Origin of the sequence: Streptococcus sp. 449_SSPC (assembly GCF_001073005.1) — a bacterium.
GTDB lineage: Bacteria > Bacillota > Bacilli > Lactobacillales > Streptococcaceae > Streptococcus > Streptococcus salivarius_F.
Window position 1 is genome coordinate 20163 of sequence record NZ_JVGR01000022.1, and the last position, 14942, is coordinate 35104.

The window sequence follows — 14942 nt, forward strand, 5'->3', positions numbered from 1 at the left end:
ATGAAAAAAACAACTTATTGGAAAGATGTTTGGCGAACCTTTATAGCTTCTAAAGGGCGTATGCTCTCTATTGCCTTACTTATGGCACTGGGATCCTTTGCCTTGATTGGTCTTAAAGTAACTTCTCCTAATATGAAGAAAACTGGGGAACACTTCTTCAAGACGCATCAAACAGCTGACTTGAGCTTAATCAGTACTTACAATATCAACCAAACCGATCAGGACCTTCTCAATACAATAAAAAAGAAGAATGTAGACATTGAGTATGGTTATTTCAAAGATGCTGTCGTCAAGGGAACGAATACGGCATTTCGTATCTTCTCTAAACCTAAGAAAATCTCCACTTACGACCTTATTGAAGGGAAACTTCCTACTAAGGACGGGGAAATCGCTCTTTCCTCAACTTATAAAGAAGAATATAGCGTCGGAGATAAGATTAACTTTTCTGAGCCAGTAGATAGCTCTGGGCAAAAACAGTTAAAGGAACAAACATATACCATTACGGGTTTTGTTAATTCCTCTGAACTTCTCTCTAGGAACCGTCTTGGTAATGCCAGTGCTGGTACGGGGAAACTAGATGGCTACGCCATTGTTCCAGAGACGGACTTCACCTCTAACGATTACATGATTGCCCGCATCCGCTACAAGGATTTGGAAAATGTTAGTCCTTTTAGTGAGGAATACGCAAATAAGATTTCTGAACGAAAGGCTGAACTTAAGAAACTCTTTAAAGATGAACCTGAGAAACGCCTAACTGAGATCAAGTCTCAGTCTCAAGCTCAAATTACTCAAGTTAAACAAGAACTTGAAACAGCCCTCGCACAGACCCAGCAAATGGCTACAAGCAACGCTGCTGAAGCTGCTAGTGTCAAAGAAGCTACTACCAAGATTGAAGCCAAGCAAAAAGAACTCGAAGAAAGTCAAGCAATGGTTGATAATTTACCAGCGCCTAGCTATCAATTCTACTCACGTCGAGAGATTCCGGGTTCCGAGGGATATGTTGCTTATGAAAGTAATATTAACATCATTCACGATGTGAGTAACATCTTCCCTGTCGCTCTCTACTTTATGGCAGCTTTGGTTACCTTTGTAACCATGGGACGCTTTGTTGAAGAAGAGCGTGGTAAGGCTGGGATTTTCAACGCCCTAGGCTACAGTAATTCGCGAATTATCCATAAATTCGTCATTTATGGTTTGATAACGAGTATTACTGGTACAACCGCAGGTGTTATTACCGGTCATACACTACTTCCGATTCTAATTCACAACACTTATAAGAGCGATTTGCAGCTTCCTGCTTTTGAATTGCACTTCTACTTAGGACTTACCCTTGTGGCCTTCCTCTTAGGTCTCTTATCTGCTGTGCTACCTGCCTTTGTGGTTGCCAAGAAAGAGCTCTGGGAAAAACCTTCCCAACTCCTCCTTCCAAAACCACCTCGAGCAGGAGCTAAGATTGTCCTAGAGCGCATCACACCGCTTTGGAAACGTCTCAGCTTTACGGAAAAAGTTACCATGCGTAATATTTTCCGCTATAAGCAACGGATGTTTATGACCCTCTTTGGTGTCGCAGGTTCTATTGCACTTCTCTTCGCAGGTTTAGGAATTCGATCTTCTGTATCTAACCTTAACCAGCAACAGTTTGAAGACATCATTCACTATGATATGATTGTTGCCAAGCAACCAAATGCGTCAAGTGCTCTGGATGAGGAACTCACTAAACTCCTCGATAGCAAAGACGTCAAAGAATACTTGAGTGTCCATTTTGAAACCTTGCAAAAAATTGCCGGTACCAATAAGGACACCCAAGAAATCTCAACTCTTGTCTTTAACGACCGTGACGAAAAACTCATTGACAGTTACGTTAGCTTACATGACCGAGACCGTAATAAAACTCTCAGGCTATCTAATGACGGAGCAATTATCTCTGAAAAAATGGCAAAACTTCTAAACCTCAAGGTCGGAGATACCATTACTGTGCAAAACAGTCAGGATGAATCTGTCAAGATTAAGATAGCTGGTATCACTGAAATGTACATGGGGCATTTCCTCTTTATGAATGCTAGCTACTACCAAAAAGCTTTTGGTACACCTTCAGTGAACAATGCCAACCTTGTTACTCTCGCTGAACCAACTAAGCAAAATGTTGAAAATATGGCAGCCAAATTCATCAACTTGCCAAATGTTTACGGTGTTGTTCAAAACAACAACCTTAAACTGCAAATCAGCACTATGGTCAATTCATTGACACAGGTTATTGGTATTTTGATTACGGTTTCCATTCTCCTTGCTGTGGTTGTTCTCTATAACCTAACTAACATCAACGTTTCAGAACGTATCCACGAACTTTCAACCGTTAAGGTTCTTGGTTTCTACAATAATGAAGTATCCCTCTACATCTATCGTGAAACTATTTACCTGTCTATCATCGGTATCTTCGTAGGGTTTGGTCTTGGACAAGCACTCCACCAATATATGGTAAGCATCATTCCGCCAGATCGTATCATGTTTGATCCATCTATCGGTTTGGCTACCTACCTTCTACCAGCTGTTCTTATCGGCTTCATTCTTATTATCCTTGGCTTCGTTGTTAATAACCGCTTAGCCAAGCTTAATATGCTCGAAGCTCTAAGTTCAGTTGAATAAGCTAAAAACGCCTGAGAAGTAATTCTCAAGCGTTTTTTATATTCGATAAATTTATTTCGTTTTAGTCTTAGCCAACTCCAGACAGTAGGTCTTCACATGACAATGAGGACAAGTCAGTTTACGAGTCCTAGGAGTATGCCCTGCAAGAGCAAACTCTTTAAAACTAGGGTCAAAAGCCTTATGACAATTAGGACAGAGGTATTCGAACTGCTTTCTATAGTGAAACACCACTAAATTTGTGGCTATGATAAATGTGGGGCAGACAATAAACAAACCTCTCGGATCCTTAAAATAATAAATAACTATCAGTAGACCTATCAGATAAAGAAGGGAGATTAGAACGACACTCCCATACATTCTCAACTGCAAATTTCGCCATGATTTTTGATTTTCCATAAGACGTGAAATGTCTGACAAATCTTCTAGTGAAAGTTGACGCCACTTAGCAGTTTCTTTTTACAAGTGACGGGCACGTTTTAGTTTGACCTCTATTTCCTTCGAAGACTTTTCCAAGCTCTCGATTTGATCTGTCAACAAAAGCTCTAAAACCTGTTCCCTATTCTCCTCTTGCAAGAGTTTCTTGATTTGATTAATTGAGAAATCCAAATCTCTTAAGAAACAAATGACTTGCAGGCGTTCCAAGTCTGAGTCGTGATAGATTCTCCGACCACCTTCTGTGACTTCAGATGGCGTCAAAATACCACGTTGATCATAGTACTGGATAGTCCTAACAGACACCTCTGCTGCTTTAGCCAACTCTCCTGTTGAAAACTGCGACATCTCAGTCACCTCCTTTTAAGATTTTCTATCAAAGGAGGACCTTGGCCACCCTTGATACCTAGATTCTACCTTATAACGCTAGGTAATATGCAAGCCCTAACCCTAGAGGATTTTCTTTTCTTACAGAAAAAGTTAGCTATCACTCTTTACAACCTTTACAGCTTCTGTAAATCCCTAGTCGAAAAGGCCACCCAAACCTAAGGCAGCAAAAGGATTGTTACTGACTTCTTCCTGTTGCTCCAAAAGTTTAGCATTCTCATCTAATTCGAGAAACTTCTCGTAAATCTGTGCGGTCATACGAGCATCCTCCAAGCTGTTATGACCGTGTCCCTTGATTCCAAAGAAATCTGCCACACTTGTCAACTTGAGGTTAACAATACCGTTCAAATCAGAAGCACGACGGTCAAAGGCCTCATCGAAAACATCTAAAGCATATTGCTCTTCCAAGTCTAAACCATTTTCAGCTAGAATAGGCAAATCTGATTTAAGAGCATTGTAGCCAATAAGTGGAGTGTCACCAACAAATGATTTAAAATCCGCTAAAACAGACTCTAGCTTTGGTGCCTTGGCAATCTTATCCGCTGTAATTCCAGTCAAACCATTGATAAAGGATTGCAAAGGAACATCCGAATAGACGAAAGAATCAAACTGGTCCACTTCCTCATGCTGGTTCAGCTTAACAGCCGATACTTGGATAATATGGCTAACACCATCCACTGTGTTAAACTCCAAATCAAAGGCAATATAAGTTTCTAAATTTTCCATTTTAATCTCCTACAATAGTTAAAGCTGAGACTGAGTCCCAGCTTCTTTTTTATTTTCCAAATAGACGTCCAAAGAAACCTTTTTTAGAAGCTTCTTCTTGTTTGGTCTGGATTTCTTCCACTTGGGCCTTGGCTTCATCAACCTCAACCTTAGCCTCATCAAGTTCCAGCTTAAGCTCTTCCTTGTCCTTCATAGCAGTCAAGGTCAATTGCTGCTGTTGATCAATTTGCTTGTCCTTTTCGGCGATTTGAACGTCTTTGACACGCAATTGATCATCCATATTAGACAACTGCTCGTCCTTAGCCTTCAACTGAGCATAGAGACGGGCAATCTCAGAGTTTTTCTCGTCTACAAGAATCTCCAACAACTCACGTTGTTTTGTTTCTTCATCGATTGGCTCATCGTCAAAGATGGTTTTCTTGTAAATTTCCTCCAACTTAATTAAGCCACTGCGTTTAACGACAGTAACCCCTTTAGCATTTTTTTCTAGATCTTCTTCTGGAAGTTGTTTGACACGATTATTGACTGCTTGACGACTAACACCAAGGATTTCAGCAATCTCGCTGACTGTCTTTTCAATACTCATAATAGCCTCATTTTCTCTTGAAATGTCTTACTATGAGAATATCACAATCACTCCTTTCTGTCAATTTGACTAGTTATTCTGGATATCTGAAGGACTTTTTTCCTTTCACTCTTCAAACAATTTACTTGATAGGAAGCTAAGCTTTTGGTAAACTAGGTGTGGGTATAAATGTATATAGAGGGAAAGTCCTTGACTTAAACAATCGGTACTTCCAAATTGGGTTTGGTCGGTATCAGATCTGTTGTATCTAGGAATGGTGGGAACAATTCCACAAGGTTTGGGATTTTCATTCTTGCTCCAATTTTTGATGGTATTCGAGCAACCTTGGTTGCAAAACGACTTGATATTGAAGCATAAATCACATTATCTTCAACGGTTTGACTGTTGGAGTTTTTTTATTGTTACTTTACTCGCTTACTAAAGCCTCATATTGCCATCCGAGATTGAAAAAAGCCTTAAATTATGCCATAATAAACAAAAGCAAAATAGAAAGAATGAGTCCTATGAAAAACTTCCGTGATGATATTAAGGTCAATGATTTGGCCCAGCCCTTCTTAGAGCCAATCGTCGAACAAATGACCACTGTATTCGATCCTGAGATTGAGCTAGACATTTACAACCTTGGTTTGATTTATGAAATCACTGTCGATGAAAATGGCCACTGCTACTTCCTTATGACCTTTACTGATACTGGTTGTGGCTGTGAAGAGACTATGCCTTATGAAATCGCTGAAAAGCTAAAATCCATTGACGGTATTAACTCTGTCAAGGTGGAAACCACTTATTCACCGGTCTGGAAGATGACACGCATCAGTCGTTATGGACGTATCGCTCTTGGTATCTCACCTCGAGGCGGAAAATAAAAGGAAAACCGGTTGGACATTTCCAACCGGTTTTTTACTAGAGTAACAACAGACAAACCATTACTTGTCATCACACTGCCAACAACTGTCTTAGAAATTAATATCAAAAAATCACATCGAACAAATGTCCGGTGTGATTTTGTTGATATCATTTCATTAGGCTTTACCTGATTTATCCATATTCCAGAAGTCGGTAACGGCACCACGTGACGCTGAAGAAACGATGTGAGCGTATTTACCGAGGACACCACGGCTATAAAGTGGTGGCAACTCAGTTTCCGCTTTACGTTTCGCCAACTCTTCGTCTGAAACGTGCATCGTAATTTCTTTGGTATCTTGGTCAACTGTAACCATATCACCTGTACGGAGGTAGGCAATAGGTCCACCAACCTGAGCTTCAGGAGCAATGTGACCAACAACGAGTCCGTAAGTACCACCTGAGAAACGTCCATCTGTCAAGAGGGCAACCTTGTCCCCTTGACCTTTACCAACGATCATTGAAGACAATGACAACATTTCTGGCATACCAGGACCACCCTTAGGACCTACAAAACGTACAACAACTACATCGCCATCAACGATTTCATCAGAAAGAACTGCTTCGATGGCATCTTCTTCTGAGTCAAATACTTTAGCAGGACCAGTGATGTTACGAACTTTAACCCCTGATACTTTGGCAACCGCACCTTCTGGAGCCAAGTTACCTTTCAAGATAATCAATGGACCATCAGCACGTTTAGGATTTTCAAGCGGCATGATGACTTTTTGACCTGGTGTCAAATCATCGAAGGCCTCCAAGTTTTCTGCAACAGTCTTACCAGTACATGTGATACGATCACCGTGAAGGAAACCATTCTTAAGAAGGTATTTCATAACGGCTGGTACACCACCAACATTGTAAAGATCTTGGAAGACATATTGACCTGAAGGTTTCAAGTCAGCCAAGTGAGGCACACGCTCTTGGAAATCGTTGAAATCTTCAAGTGTCAAATCAACGTTAGCTGCATGAGCAATAGCAAGCAAGTGAAGTGTCGCATTTGTTGAACCACCAAGTGCCATTGTGACAGTGATGGCATCTTCAAAGGCTTCACGTGTCAAGATATCTGATGGCTTAAGACCTAGTTCAAGCATCTTAACAACTACACGACCTGCTTCTTCGATATCTGCTTTCTTCTCAGCTGATTCTGCAGGGTGAGATGATGATCCTGGAAGGCTCATCCCCATTACTTCGATTGCTGTCGCCATTGTGTTGGCAGTATACATACCACCACAACCACCAGGGCCAGGGCAGGCATTACATTCAAGATCTTTAACCTCTTCTGCGGTCATATCACCGTGGTTCCATTTACCGATACCTTCGAAAACAGAAACCAAGTCGATATCCTTACCATTAAGGTTACCTGGTGCAATGGTACCACCATAGGCAAAAATCGCTGGAATATCCATGTTAGCAATGGCAATCATAGAACCAGGCATGTTCTTATCACATCCACCAATAGCAACAAAGGCATCGACGTTGTGACCACCCATAGCTGCTTCGATTGAGTCAGCGATGATATCACGAGATGTCAATGAGAAACGCATTCCTGGTGTCCCCATGGCAATACCATCTGCAACAGTAATCGTACCAAATTGAACTGGCCAAGCACCCGCGTCTTTAACACCTTCTTTGGCAATTTGACCAAAACCGTGCAAGTGGATATTACATGGTGTGTTCTCAGCCCAAGTTGAGATAACCCCAACAATAGGCTTTTCAAAACTATCATCCGTCATCCCAGTCGCACGAAGCATGGCACGGTTAGGTGATTTAACCATACTATCGTAGACAGATGAACGGTGTTTCATGTTATTTTCAGACACGATATTTTCCTCCATAGTTAATAACTATTCTAATTTAAACTTCTACTCCTATTCTAACATAAATTATCTAAAAAAACTGACCATTTACAAACTATTCTCCCTTTTTAAATTATGCTAAAATAAAGGCATGAAACATTTTGATACTATCGTTATTGGTGGGGGGCCTGCTGGCATGATGGCGACCATTGCCTCAGCCTTCTACGGCCAACAAACCCTTCTAATTGAAAAAAATAAACGTCTCGGAAAGAAGCTGGCTAGTACTGGTGGTGGACGTTGTAATGTTACTAACAACGGGACTTTAGACGATCTTCTAGCAGGTATTCCAGGTAATGGCCGTTTCCTCTATAGCGTCTTTTCACAATTTGATAACCACGATATCATTGCTTTTTTCGAGGACAATGGTGTCAAACTAAAGGTTGAGGATCACGGACGTGTCTTCCCTAAGACAGATAAATCACGGACCATCATCCAAGCTCTGGAAAATAAGATTCAGGAACTTGGTGCTAGCATCCTCACCAATACAGAAGTTGTCTCCGTCAAAAAGGTTGATGAGCAATTCCAAGTTAAGTCTTCGGACCAGACTTTTACCAGTGATAAACTCATCGTTACAACTGGAGGAAAATCTTATCCATCGACTGGTTCAACTGGTTTTGGACATGATATTGCCCGCCATTTTAAGCTCCAGGTCACTGATCTTGAAGCTGCGGAAAGTCCACTCCTAACCGACTTCCCCCACAAGGCCTTACAAGGAATTTCTCTTGATGATGTCACTCTGTCCTATGGCAAGCACAAGATTACCCATGACCTTCTCTTCACCCATTTTGGCCTATCTGGCCCAGCTGCCCTACGTCTTTCCAGTTTTGTCAAGGGTGGTGAGATAGCCCATCTAGATTTTCTTCCTAACCAAAGCCAAGAAAATCTCAAAATCTACTTTGAGGAGAATCGCGAGAAATCTGTTAAAAATACTCTCAAAGGTCTAGTGCCTGAGCGTGTCGCTGAATTCCTAGCAGAAGACAAGGCTGATAGCAAGGTTAAACAACTGCATCCCAAAGACTTAGAAAACATTATCAGTCAGCTTAAGGGCATGGAAATTCCAATCACAGGTAAAATGTCACTTGCCAAATCCTTTGTGACTAAAGGTGGCGTTGACCTTAAGGAAATTAATCCCAAGACTCTAGAAAGTAAAAAAGTCCCTCACCTACACTTTGCAGGAGAGGTCCTTGACATCAATGCCCATACTGGTGGCTTTAACATTACTAGCGCCCTCTGTACTGGTTGGGTAGCAGGGATTCAGAGCCCTTGGGACTAAGGATTGAGTCCTCCTATCATAAAAAGCTGTTAAAACCATCTTCTTTTTTATTACTATACCTAAAAAGTGTCCCTTCTAAAACGGAAGGGACACTTTGTCTATTTCTCAAAGGAGAGGAGGGGATTCGAACCCCCGAGCCCCGTTAAGGACTACACGCTTTCCAAGCGTGCGCACTCGGCCTCTATGCGACCTCTCCACATCAAACGATTAGCCATCAATAGGCTAATCGTTATTTTTAATCAAGTTTTCAAGAGTTAATCTTTAAACTGGGCCTCTACTCGATAGATGACCTGACCTTTTTCTGAGAACTTACGCTCGTATTCAGTCATGACGTTGCCTTCATAATCACTGGCATGAAGGTCCAACCAAACTTTGTTGAGAACCATTCCATACTGTGAAAAGCTCGCCAAACTGTATTCAAAAAGTCCACGATTGTCTGTCTTAAAGTGAATCTCTCCATTTTCAGGCAAAATTTGCTTATAAGTATCTAGGAAAGTCTTGTATGTCAAACGACGTTTCTCGTGGCGACTCTTAGGCCATGGATCTGAGAAATTCAGATACATCATATCCACTTCGCCATCTTCAAAATAATTGGTCAAGGCTGAACCATCCACGCGCAAGAGTTTGACATTTTCAGCACCCGAAGCCAAAACCTTATCCAAGGCATAGCTCAATACAGACAGCTGAATATCAATACCAATGTAGTTGATGTCAGGGTTTTGTTGGGCCATACCAGTAATGAAGGCCCCTTTACCAGATCCTACCTCGATATGGATAGGATTGTCATTACCAAAAAGCTCATGCCACTTACCTTTAGCAGCCTCCGGCTCAAGGATAACGTACTGAGGATGGTTAGCTAGGTGTTCCTCTGCACCTTTACGTTTTCTAACTCGCATGTCTACTTTCTAATATCTGTGCAAGGTCTCTCTGAATTTACGAAGTTCATAAATTTCTCGGTTGGCATGTTCCATATCACGACTATCAAAGAATTTTGAAATCTGTGTCAAATATGAAAACTGCCCATACCAATAAATCTTGTCCATCACAAGGTCGTTGTTCTTATAGCCATAGTATGACAACCACTGTGGCCAATGTGCCAATGGAATGTAATGGCTGAGGATCTGCGCCACATCATACATACGATCTGTTAGACGTACAGAATCCCAATCAACCAAATAAATCAATCCTGAGGTTGTGATGACAAAGTTACTATGACGAGCATCTCCGTGAACAATTGTTGCAATTTCCGCACGAAACTCTGGAAGATGACGTTTCAAATCTCTAACAACGTCTTGAAGGAAGCCATTTTCACGCAATTGGTAAGCGGCATTTTCCTCCCACTCGTGTAGAAGATCGAAAGGATTTTCAATATGATAATCCAACTGCAAGAGTTGATTAACCAAGTGTTTAGAGCGGTGCAAATTACCAAGAATTTGGATAATCTGTTTACTGTTCATGTCATGTTTGGTCAAAATACGACCATCAAGCCACTCCTGTGCACTCATCATGTCACCATTTCCCAGACGCTTAGCCCACAAGAGCTGTGGTGCAATCTGTTCCTTGGCAAGAGCTGCCAAGATTGGTGTTGTATTCATCTTCACAAAGACGCGATCTCCGTTTGGGTAAGTTCCCATATAGGCCTTACCACTATTTCCTTTGAGAGGAGTCAGGCTCAAATCTTTATCTGTTGATGTCACCTAGGCATCTCCTTTTTCTTTAGTCATTCGTTTCTATTTTAACTTATTTAATAGGTGTTAGTCAATCATCTTCTTAAGCTTGGCTGGTAGGTAAACAAGGCTCAGAACTAGCATCATTCCAACCAAAATCAGGCTAAACTTAAGGTCGAAGAGACAAATAGCCTGTACCAGAGTCATCCCAAGTACAATCTGGCTAATCAAGCGCTTAAGATTGCTTACCTGCATGTCTTTTCCAACTGGCATAAGGTTAGCCATTCTCTGATAAGCAAAGTGCGATTTAAGTGCCGTGAGCTGAAAGAGCAAGAGGTAATCAAAAACAACCACAAGCACCATAGCCAACCATTTTTCAGGAACCAAAAAGATAACTAGAAGTGTTAGGGCAAACAGGCGTAAACTAAGGGCAAAGTAATCCCCAGAACGCAAGAAGGCTCTTAGGTAAAGATTGTACCAAGTATGTTCCTTGTCTTTCTTTGTACGTTTGAGAATACCATCCAAATAAGCACGGCGTTTAACACTCGACGTAATCCCTTTAACATTGGTAAAGAGTGAAAAGAACTTCAAGATCGATTGTTGACGCTTATTTTCTCCTGCAATAGCCTCAGTCCAATTCAGTCCAGACTGCTTATAAAAAGGTTGAGCCTTTTTCTGGAAAATAATATACTTAAGAATAGCCATAGCCACAGCTACAAGGATAACTCCCCAAACTGGAAGTCCCAAGGCTAAAAAGAGAGGAATAACCAAAATAAAAATCAGGGTTTGTACTATTACCCAAAATCTAAAAGCACGCCCTGTTGCCTTCTTAACATGGTCTAGCACCTCTTCTTCCTTAACCAAAAGGTAGTGCTTGTCCGCAGGTTCTAGATAAGTCGCAATATTCCCCCAGAAAGGTAATAACAGACAAAGCACAAGCAAGCCAAGAATGATTGCCCACGGATTTTTTGGAAAATGCTTCAGCAACTGGCTATACTGAACCAAGACAAAGCCTAGCAGAAAGAGAAGAACCAAGATAAAATGATCATTAAAAACGTAGCGACTATACTTAGCACAGCGGGCATTGAATCGCTTGCTACGCTCCTTAAATAGCTTAGCTATCATGACAATTCTCCCTTAGTTAACTGCATGTAGATATCGTTAAGACTAGCACTATCGTCGCCAAAAGTCTGACGGAGCTCCTCGAGAGTCCCCTGTGCTAAGACTTGACCGTGATGCAAGATCACAAAGCGATCACACATCTTCTCAGCTGAATCCAAAACGTGGGTAGACATGAGAATCGCCTTGCCCTTAGCTTTTTCCTCAGCTAAAAGCTCAATTAGGTCGGAGATTGCCAAGGGATCCAAACCCAAGAAGGGTTCATCAACAATGAAAAGACTGGGGTTAACAATAAACGCACAGATAATCATGACCTTCTGCTTCATTCCCTTTGAAAACTGAGTCGGGAACCAATCTAACTTTTCATCTAAGCGAAAGAGTTTGAGGTACTTGTCCGCACGCGCCATCCCCTCAGTCACATCAAGACCATAGGCCATCAACACCGTTTCCAAATGTTCACGAAGCGTCAACTCTTCATAGAGACTTGGCGTTTCAGGAATATAGCCAATCTTCTGACGATAGCTAGCTGAATCTTGTTGAATAGTTAACCCATCAATGGCAATCTGTCCCCCATAAGGTGTTAAGAGACCAATAATCTCGTTAATTGTTGTTGATTTCCCAGCACCATTAAGACCAATGAGACCAACCAATTCACCATCAGCCACCTCAAAAGTCACATCTTTTAGGACGGGAATATTAGCGTAACCACCCGTCACCTTTTCTAATTTAAGCATTATCTTTTCTCTCTTTGGTATGATATAATCTATTATAACAAAAACTCATGGAAAGGTCGTTATTATGGATAATTGTATTTTCTGTAAAATTATATCTGGAGAAATCCCTTCATCAAAAGTCTACGAGGACGACAAGGTTCTAGCCTTCCTCGATATTTCACAAGCTACAAAAGGACATACCTTGGTTATTCCTAAAGAGCACGTTCGTAACATCTTAGAAATGTCTGCTGAAACCGCAGAGACTGTCTTTAGCCGTGTCCCAAAAATTGCTCGTGCCGTCCAAAAAGCAACGAAAGCTATCGGAATGAATATCCTTAACAACAACGAAGAAGTTGCTGGACAAACCGTCTTCCACGCTCATATTCATCTCGTTCCTCGTTACGGTGCAGACGATGGTATCCACATGGGATTTGACGAACACGAACCAGACTTCGCTGCCCTGGCCGACCTTGCTGACAGCATCGCTAAAGAGGTAACAGAATGAAAATCGGACGCTTTCTAGCTCTTGGAACTCTTGCCTACGGTGCCTACTACGCCTATAAACGACGTGAAGACATCAAAGAGGAAATCCTAGACCTCAACCAATCACGAGAAAATATCTCTCACGATCTGGACAATATCAAACGCAACCTTGACATCATCAAGGAACAAAACCTTGTTCTCGCTGACATCAAACAAGACCTTAACTATAAAACACGCGTCTTCAAGAAAGACCTCGAACCCCGACTCAACATCATCCAAGAACGCTTGAAAAAATATCAGGGTGAGGATAAAGAATAAAGGTAAGTAGCCTGTGCTACTTACCTTTTTTATCAATGATGAAAACTTATAAAAAGTTTATGGATAGTGTAATAGTCACTCAATGTTCCTTTTTTTCACAACAGAAAGTACCATTCAATAATAAAAGGCACCACTAATCTGATTAAAGAGAACACTACTAAACCTATTTTCATATAATTACTATTTCTTTTTTAAAGCATTAATAATAGAACGTGTTGCTGATTTCGTTAAGCCTTGATTTTTAGGATGTGTCCTTAAATAGGAATGGACCTTGGTACCAGTATCTGAACGTGTGTAACCATTTGTATTAACAATCTTATTACTTAACAGTTTATCCAATAAATCCATTCTGCATCTCCTCACAATTAGTAATTAAAATTTATACTAAATGAATTCATTGTATCATAGTTACCATTCTGTATATTAGCAGTCCACCCAATATTTTCACCGCTCTTCATTTTATGCTTATAGTAGTTTGCTTTTTTTGCTTTTTCGTCTGATTCCTCAACTTTCTGTCCTGGATTAACTGCAACAAATTCTGATATAGATACTGACTGCTTTCCTTTCGGATCGATACTAGATTGTGACGAACTAAATGGTGTTGCTTCAATACTATTGTTAATTACAATAGTTGATTCAATATTAATTTCTTTATCCGTTAAGTTATCAATAATAATATCTCCACCAGTTCTTGTTATTTTAATATTTTTATCACTATATAGTTCTTCCGTTTTTGCTACTTTTTTTTCGAACCCGTAATACTTTGTCCTACTTTTGACGTATTATTGCCATTAGTAGAATTTTCATTCGAAGAATCTCTAATAGCCAAAAAAATTATTAACAATGTAAATATAAATCCAAAAACTGCAAATACATAAACGCTAACATTAAAAATTTACTTTAACATATCTTTTCCTTACCTTTATTTTTGAGTTTCAATTGTCACTTTTGCCTCGTGGTCCAAAGATTTAATCATTGTAGAGTAGTACTTCTCGGCTGACTCCTTTAATAATTTTTTATTGTCCTTTATAAAACCTTGTTGTTCCTTATTTGAAAAACCTTCTGCAACAGCCTCACCAGTATCTATGTCTTTAGTCGAATAACTAAGAATCCCTCCACTAGTATCGTAGAGTGTATAAGGTTTGTCTTTATCTAATTCAACACCAATAACTTCAAATTTGGGTAATGTAACTTGATAATTATGATTACCATTATCTTTAATGGTTACATCATTCTTAATACCGAATTTTGCCGTATAATTTAGAATAATGAGTGCTTTCTTTTCTGAACCAGGTATTACAAAGTTACTACCAAATAACTTTGTATTATTTTCTATTGACTTAACTTTTTGAATAGATGCATTGAGTAAAACTAACTCACTGACCTTTTCCAAAGATTTTACATTTACTATGATTTCTGTCTTTGGTTTTTGATTACCAGATGACTCACTCCCTTTATATACGCTAAGAAAAATGAATCCTACGACAATCACTAATAAAATCGCTAAAATACCATATATTATCTTTTTCATACTTTTTCCCTATTAACTCATTTCTTCAAAAACAACTGGATTAACAATCCTGCAATCACAATACCAGCTGCAATTAGGGGGTTCAACATTGCTATTCCTACAAGAAGTAGAATAGCCAAAATCCATAAAACTACTTTTAACATTATTTCTCCTTATCAAATAACAAAAGATTGTAATATTAAACCCAAGAAATCACTAACTAAAATTTAATTTTACACAAAAATTATATAGCGATATGAATGCGTTGTCAACGCTTTCTTGAAAATAGAATATATTTTTAACTATTTATCATATTATCATAATTT

15 protein-coding genes, 1 tRNA gene and 1 pseudogene are annotated in these 14942 nt (G+C 39.9%); 5 read left to right on the plus strand and 12 right to left on the minus strand.

What is annotated here, in order from left to right; all coding sequences use genetic code 11:
• Window positions 1–2643: an FtsX-like permease family protein gene (locus ADH51_RS04400; protein WP_048674706.1), complete on the plus strand. Its 2643-nt coding sequence runs from the start codon at window positions 1–3 to the stop codon at window positions 2641–2643.
• 51 nt (window positions 2644–2694) lie between these two features.
• On the opposite strand, the pseudogene ADH51_RS04405 reads toward ADH51_RS04400, so the two are convergent.
• The 3 genes and pseudogenes from ADH51_RS04405 to ADH51_RS04415 all read right to left on the minus strand — a co-directional run bounded on the left by ADH51_RS04405 (window position 2695) and on the right by ADH51_RS04415 (window position 4774).
• Window positions 2695–3423 (minus strand): annotated as a pseudogene (locus ADH51_RS04405) (MerR family transcriptional regulator).
• A 174-nt stretch (window positions 3424–3597) separates the two neighbouring features.
• Window positions 3598–4188, minus strand: a complete 591-nt coding sequence (locus ADH51_RS04410; protein WP_002891650.1) for a 3'-5' exonuclease — start codon at window positions 4186–4188, stop codon at window positions 3598–3600.
• A 49-nt stretch (window positions 4189–4237) separates the two neighbouring features.
• Window positions 4238–4774 carry a DUF536 domain-containing protein gene (locus tag ADH51_RS04415; protein ID WP_002884601.1) on the minus strand — a complete coding sequence of 179 codons (537 nt, stop codon included), beginning with the start codon at window positions 4772–4774 and terminating at the stop codon, window positions 4238–4240.
• A 503-nt stretch (window positions 4775–5277) separates the two neighbouring features.
• Between ADH51_RS04415 and ADH51_RS04420 the strand changes: the two genes are divergently transcribed.
• Window positions 5278–5637, plus strand: a complete 360-nt coding sequence (locus ADH51_RS04420) for a metal-sulfur cluster assembly factor (protein WP_037598415.1) — start codon at window positions 5278–5280, stop codon at window positions 5635–5637.
• A gap of 156 nt (window positions 5638–5793) precedes the next feature.
• Here ADH51_RS04420 and ilvD read toward each other — a convergent pair whose 3' ends face one another.
• The gene (ilvD, locus tag ADH51_RS04425; protein WP_155222567.1) at window positions 5794–7512 is read right to left on the minus strand and encodes a dihydroxy-acid dehydratase; all 1719 of its coding nucleotides are present in this window, start codon (window positions 7510–7512) and stop codon (window positions 5794–5796) included.
• 112 nt (window positions 7513–7624) lie between these two features.
• Here ilvD and ADH51_RS04430 point away from each other — a divergent pair, with 112 nt between their 5' ends.
• On the plus strand, window positions 7625–8806 hold the full coding sequence (locus ADH51_RS04430) for an NAD(P)/FAD-dependent oxidoreductase (protein ID WP_048674710.1): 1182 nt from the start codon (window positions 7625–7627) through the stop codon (window positions 8804–8806).
• Between the two features lie 109 nt (window positions 8807–8915).
• Here the strand turns inward: ADH51_RS04430 and ADH51_RS04435 are convergent.
• The 5 genes from ADH51_RS04435 to ADH51_RS04455 all read right to left on the minus strand — a co-directional run bounded on the left by ADH51_RS04435 (window position 8916) and on the right by ADH51_RS04455 (window position 12326).
• Window positions 8916–9002: transfer RNA gene (locus tag ADH51_RS04435), tRNA-Ser, on the minus strand.
• 58 nt (window positions 9003–9060) lie between these two features.
• Window positions 9061–9702, minus strand: a complete 642-nt coding sequence (gene trmB, locus ADH51_RS04440; RefSeq protein ID WP_003096317.1) for a tRNA (guanosine(46)-N7)-methyltransferase TrmB — start codon at window positions 9700–9702, stop codon at window positions 9061–9063.
• Window positions 9703–9711: 9 nt separating this feature from the next.
• The gene (gene ccrZ, locus ADH51_RS04445; protein WP_002884270.1) at window positions 9712–10503 is read right to left on the minus strand and encodes a cell cycle regulator CcrZ; all 792 of its coding nucleotides are present in this window, start codon (window positions 10501–10503) and stop codon (window positions 9712–9714) included.
• Between the two features lie 57 nt (window positions 10504–10560).
• On the minus strand, window positions 10561–11598 hold the full coding sequence (locus ADH51_RS04450) for an ABC transporter permease (protein ID WP_048674714.1): 1038 nt from the start codon (window positions 11596–11598) through the stop codon (window positions 10561–10563).
• Window positions 11595–12326: an ABC transporter ATP-binding protein gene (locus ADH51_RS04455; RefSeq protein ID WP_048674716.1), complete on the minus strand. Its 732-nt coding sequence runs from the start codon at window positions 12324–12326 to the stop codon at window positions 11595–11597. Before ADH51_RS04455 ends, ADH51_RS04450 begins: the two co-directional genes overlap by 4 nt.
• Window positions 12327–12390: 64 nt before the next feature.
• On the opposite strand from ADH51_RS04455, the gene ADH51_RS04460 reads away from it, so the two are divergent.
• Together ADH51_RS04460 and ADH51_RS04465 are read left to right on the plus strand one after the other, a co-directional pair.
• A complete protein-coding gene (locus ADH51_RS04460) occupies window positions 12391–12810 on the plus strand; it encodes an HIT family protein (protein ID WP_004183267.1) in 420 nt (139 codons plus the stop codon).
• A complete protein-coding gene (locus tag ADH51_RS04465) occupies window positions 12807–13106 on the plus strand; it encodes a hypothetical protein (protein WP_004183269.1) in 300 nt (99 codons plus the stop codon). The genes ADH51_RS04460 and ADH51_RS04465 overlap by 4 nt, the downstream gene beginning before the upstream one ends.
• A gap of 180 nt (window positions 13107–13286) precedes the next feature.
• Here ADH51_RS04465 and ADH51_RS10095 read toward each other — a convergent pair whose 3' ends face one another.
• The 3 genes from ADH51_RS10095 to ADH51_RS10270 all read right to left on the minus strand — a co-directional run bounded on the left by ADH51_RS10095 (window position 13287) and on the right by ADH51_RS10270 (window position 14780).
• Window positions 13287–13454: a hypothetical protein gene (locus ADH51_RS10095; RefSeq protein WP_162837453.1), complete on the minus strand. Its 168-nt coding sequence runs from the start codon at window positions 13452–13454 to the stop codon at window positions 13287–13289.
• A gap of 574 nt (window positions 13455–14028) precedes the next feature.
• Window positions 14029–14637: a DUF4230 domain-containing protein gene (locus tag ADH51_RS04470; protein WP_002884297.1), complete on the minus strand. Its 609-nt coding sequence runs from the start codon at window positions 14635–14637 to the stop codon at window positions 14029–14031.
• Between the two features lie 17 nt (window positions 14638–14654).
• Window positions 14655–14780 carry a hypothetical protein gene (locus ADH51_RS10270; protein ID WP_002884447.1) on the minus strand — a complete coding sequence of 42 codons (126 nt, stop codon included), beginning with the start codon at window positions 14778–14780 and terminating at the stop codon, window positions 14655–14657.
• Window positions 14781–14942 lie beyond the last annotated feature (162 nt).

Coding starts and splice junctions, on each gene's coding strand:
- ADH51_RS04400 (WP_048674706.1), top strand. CDS start 1: ATGAAAAAAACAACTTATTGGAAAGATGTTTGGCGAACCTTTATAGCT.
- ADH51_RS04410 (WP_002891650.1), bottom strand. CDS start 4,188: ATGGAAAATTTAGAAACTTATATTGCCTTTGATTTGGAGTTTAACACA.
- ADH51_RS04415 (WP_002884601.1), bottom strand. CDS start 4,774: ATGAGTATTGAAAAGACAGTCAGCGAGATTGCTGAAATCCTTGGTGTT.
- ADH51_RS04420 (WP_037598415.1), top strand. CDS start 5,278: ATGAAAAACTTCCGTGATGATATTAAGGTCAATGATTTGGCCCAGCCC.
- ilvD (WP_155222567.1), bottom strand. CDS start 7,512: ATGGAGGAAAATATCGTGTCTGAAAATAACATGAAACACCGTTCATCT.
- ADH51_RS04430 (WP_048674710.1), top strand. CDS start 7,625: ATGAAACATTTTGATACTATCGTTATTGGTGGGGGGCCTGCTGGCATG.
- trmB (WP_003096317.1), bottom strand. CDS start 9,702: ATGCGAGTTAGAAAACGTAAAGGTGCAGAGGAACACCTAGCTAACCAT.
- ADH51_RS04450 (WP_048674714.1), bottom strand. CDS start 11,598: ATGATAGCTAAGCTATTTAAGGAGCGTAGCAAGCGATTCAATGCCCGC.
- ADH51_RS04455 (WP_048674716.1), bottom strand. CDS start 12,326: ATGCTTAAATTAGAAAAGGTGACGGGTGGTTACGCTAATATTCCCGTC.
- ADH51_RS04460 (WP_004183267.1), top strand. CDS start 12,391: ATGGATAATTGTATTTTCTGTAAAATTATATCTGGAGAAATCCCTTCA.
- ADH51_RS04465 (WP_004183269.1), top strand. CDS start 12,807: ATGAAAATCGGACGCTTTCTAGCTCTTGGAACTCTTGCCTACGGTGCC.
- ADH51_RS10095 (WP_162837453.1), bottom strand. CDS start 13,454: ATGGATTTATTGGATAAACTGTTAAGTAATAAGATTGTTAATACAAAT.
- ADH51_RS04470 (WP_002884297.1), bottom strand. CDS start 14,637: ATGAAAAAGATAATATATGGTATTTTAGCGATTTTATTAGTGATTGTC.
- ADH51_RS10270 (WP_002884447.1), bottom strand. CDS start 14,780: ATGTTAAAAGTAGTTTTATGGATTTTGGCTATTCTACTTCTTGTAGGA.